This window comes from Lutibacter sp. B1 (genome assembly GCF_012524075.1).
Taxonomy (GTDB): Bacteria; Bacteroidota; Bacteroidia; order Flavobacteriales; family Flavobacteriaceae; genus Lutibacter.
Genome location: NZ_JAAZUI010000049.1, coordinates 1 through 3,839, shown reverse-complemented (window position 1 = coordinate 3,839; position 3,839 = coordinate 1). Strand labels below are relative to the sequence as shown.

Sequence of the window (3,839 nt, the reverse complement as noted above, 5' to 3'; positions counted from 1 at the left end):
AAATTCAGCTTTTTTTAAAATCTATTACACCTTGTTTCTGAACCTCCAACCACACCATTTCCTCCTTAGCGGTTGCAAATGTAATACCTTTTTTTATTCCTTTACAAACTTTTTAAACCTTTTTTTTATCAATAATTTGAAGGTGCTTTTATCATCCTGAATATATGATAGTTACATTTTCAAAAAAATAAATTATACTATTTTCTAATTGTAGAAAAAAACAATCTGATCTTGATATATATTATATGGTATACTAAAAATTAAGTTATTTTTTAACTATTGACACTATTAGTTCTTAAAACTTATTGCGCAAATGGTAGTTTTCTAATATCTTTGCACCTCATAATAAAAAAATATGATTCAAATTACGTTACCTGACGGTTCAATAAAAGAATTTCAAAATGGCACAACCTCAATGGAGGTTGCAAAAAGCATAAGTGAAGGATTTGCAAGAAATGTGATTTCAGCAAAATTCAATGGTTTAACCATAGAAACCTCAACTCCTTTAAATAGTAATGGAAATCTTGTACTATATACATTTAATGACCCTGAAGGTAAAAAAGCTTTTTGGCATTCATCAGCTCACTTACTGGCTCAAGCGGTTACATTTTACCATCCTAATGTTAAATTAACCATTGGACCGGCTATTGATAATGGTTTTTATTATGATGTTGACTTAGGTGAAGAAACCATTTCTGAAAAAGATTTTAAAGATATTGAAAATAAAATGCTTGAGTTTGCTCGTGGAAAATACGAGTTTGTGATGCGTGATATTTCAAAAGAAGATGCTTTAAAGTTTTATAAAAGCCAAAATAATCAATACAAAGTTGAATTGATTGAAAATTTAAATGATGGAGAGATTACTTTTTGTAATCATTCTGACTTTACAGATTTATGCCGAGGTGGACATATTCCTAATACAAGCTTTGTTAAAGCTGTTAAAATTATGAATGTTGCAGGAGCATATTGGCGTGGAGATGAAAAAAACAATCAACTTACTCGTATTTATGGGATTTCATTTCCAAAACAAAAAATGCTTACAGAGTATTTAGAATTATTAGAAGAAGCCAAAAAGCGTGATCATAGAAAATTAGGAAAGGAATTAGAATTATTTGCTTTTTCAGATAAAGTAGGTCAAGGTTTGCCCTTATGGTTACCAAAAGGTGCTGCATTAAGAGAAAGATTAGAGAATTTTTTAAAAAAAGCACAAAAGAAAGCGGGTTATGAAATGGTTATAACTCCTCATATCGGTCAAAAAGAGTTATATGTAACATCAGGACATTATGCAAAATATGGAGAAGATAGTTTTCAACCTATAAAAACTCCAAAGGAAGGTGAAGAGTTTTTACTAAAACCAATGAACTGCCCTCATCATTGTGAAATATATAATAACAAGCCATACTCTTATAAAGATTTACCAAAACGATTTGCAGAATTTGGTACAGTATATAGATATGAACAAAGTGGAGAGTTGCACGGATTAACAAGGGTTAGAGGGTTTACTCAAGATGATGCTCATATTTTTTGCACACCAGATCAATTAGATGAAGAATTTAAATCTGTAATAGATTTAGTATTGTATGTTTTTAATACGTTAAGCTTTGAAAATTTTACAGTACAAGTATCTTTACGAGATAAAGAAAATAGAGATAAATATATTGGTAGTGATGAAAATTGGGAAAAAGCTGAAAATGCTATTATAAATGCTACCAAAGAAAAAGGATTAGACTATGTGGTTGAATATGGTGAAGCTGCTTTTTATGGCCCTAAGTTAGACTTTATGGTTAAAGATGCTTTAGGTAGAAGTTGGCAATTAGGAACTATACAAGTTGATTACAATTTACCCGAACGCTTTGGTTTAACTTACAAAGGAGCAGATAATCAATTACACAGACCTGTAATGATTCATAGAGCACCTTTTGGTTCAATGGAAAGATTTGTGGCTGTATTATTGGAACATACGGCAGGAAAATTCCCTTTATGGCTAACTCCAGAGCAAGTTATCTTATTGCCAATCAGTGAGAAATATCAAAAATATGCAGAAAAAGTTTTACATTTGTTAGAAAATTCCGAAATTCGCGCCCTTATAGATGATCGAAACGAAAAAACAGGAAGAAAAATAAGAGATGCCGAAGTAAATAAAATACCATTTATGCTAATTGTTGGTGAACAAGAGGAAAAAGATGGTATGGTTTCTGTTAGAAAACAAGGAGAAGGTGATTTAGGATTATTTAAAATAAATGATTTTATCTCATTCATAAATAAAGAAATTAATAGTACATTGGTACCGTTTTAAGTTTAATTTAAATTATAAAGTCATAGCAATAAAAAGAAGATCAGGGGGAAAAAAACCTTGGAGAGTTATTAAAGAAGATCAGCATAGAATTAATGAAAAAATTACTCATGTTGATGAAGTCCGTTTAGTTGGAGACAACGTTGAAATTGGGGTATACCCACTAGCAAAGGCAAAAACTTTAGCCAAAGAACAAGAATTAGATTTGGTTGAAATTTCACCTAAAGCCGTGCCTCCGGTTTGTAAAATTATAGATTATAAAAAATTTCTATATGAACAAAAGAAACGTGAAAAGGCTCAAAAGGCAAAAGCATCAAAAGTTGTTGTGAAAGAAATAAGGTTTGGACCTAATACTGATGAACATGACTTTGAATTTAAAAAGAAACATGCTGTTAAGTTTTTACAAGATGGTGCTAAATTAAAAGCATTTGTGTTTTTTAAAGGTAGATCAATAATATACAAAGATCAAGGACACATTTTACTTTTAAGACTAGCAACTGAACTTGAAGAATACGGAAAAGTTGAGCAAATGCCTAAATTAGAAGGCAAACGTATGATTATGTACATTGCTCCAAAAAAGAAATAATACTTCGACTCCGCTCAATAACCGAACGAAGTTGATGATGAATAATATTAAGCAAGATAAAAAAGTAGAAGAAAGATGCCTAAAATGAAAACCAAATCTAGTGCTAAAAAGCGTTTTAAGCTTACAGGCTCTGGAAAAATTAAAAGAAAACACGCTTTTAAAAGTCATATTTTGACTAAAAAGTCTAAGAAACGTAAATTAAAGTTAACTCACGCTGGTTTAGTTCATGAATCAGATAAAGCTAACATATTACAACAATTAACTTTAAAATAATAAAGTTAGTTAAGGGAATTTAATTATTAACCATGGAGTAGCGCACTAAGAGTTTTAAGTTTTATGTTTTGAATTTTGAGTTAATTAATAACAAAAAACCAATAACTAAACACTAGATAAACCGCCTACTACAAAAAAACAAATGAATTATGCCAAGATCAGTAAATTCAGTTGCTTCAAGAGCTAGAAGAAAAAAGATATTGAAGCAAGCAAAAGGTTACTTTGGACGTAGAAAAAACGTTTATACAGTAGCAAAAAATGCGGTTGAAAAAGGAATGATATATTCTTATAGAGATCGTAAAAATAAGAAAAGAACTTTCCGTGCTTTATGGATTCAACGTATTAACGCTGGAGTTCGTCAGTATGGAATGTCTTATTCACAGTTTATGGGTAAAGTAAAAGCTAATAATATTGAATTGAATCGTAAGGTTCTTGCAGATTTAGCTATGAATAATCCAGAAGCTTTTAAGGCAATTGTTGATACAGTAAAATAAATTTTTAATTTCTTGCTTATATAAAAAAACCCGAACAAATTGTTCGGGTTTTTTAATTCCATATTTTGACACTGTTTCACAAAGTGTGTAAGTATAAAATATCGAGGGTTTAGCTAATTATAGCTGGACCCTTTTTTCAAATATGACAAGGAACTGATTTAGGATAATGCCCCAATTTTGGATTGGCATTGAC

4 protein-coding genes are annotated in these 3,839 nt (G+C 30.3%); all 4 read left to right on the top strand.

Annotation, left to right across the window (positions count from 1 at the left end):
* Window positions 1–355: 355 nt before the first annotated feature.
* The 4 genes from thrS to rplT all read left to right on the top strand — a co-directional run bounded on the left by thrS (window position 356) and on the right by rplT (window position 3,646).
* Window positions 356–2,296, top strand: coding sequence for a threonine--tRNA ligase (gene thrS, locus HGB55_RS14465; protein ID WP_168817708.1), 1,941 nt, complete (start codon window positions 356–358; stop codon window positions 2,294–2,296).
* 67 nt (window positions 2,297–2,363) lie between these two features.
* Window positions 2,364–2,879, top strand: coding sequence for a translation initiation factor IF-3 (gene infC / locus HGB55_RS14460; protein ID WP_371807828.1), 516 nt, complete (start codon window positions 2,364–2,366; stop codon window positions 2,877–2,879).
* A gap of 75 nt (window positions 2,880–2,954) precedes the next feature.
* Window positions 2,955–3,152 carry a 50S ribosomal protein L35 gene (gene rpmI, locus HGB55_RS14455; protein WP_168817707.1) on the top strand — a complete coding sequence of 66 codons (198 nt, stop codon included), beginning with the start codon at window positions 2,955–2,957 and terminating at the stop codon, window positions 3,150–3,152.
* Between the two features lie 149 nt (window positions 3,153–3,301).
* Window positions 3,302–3,646, top strand: a complete 345-nt coding sequence (gene rplT / locus HGB55_RS14450) for a 50S ribosomal protein L20 (protein ID WP_168817705.1) — start codon at window positions 3,302–3,304, stop codon at window positions 3,644–3,646.
* Window positions 3,647–3,839: the final 193 nt, after the last annotated feature.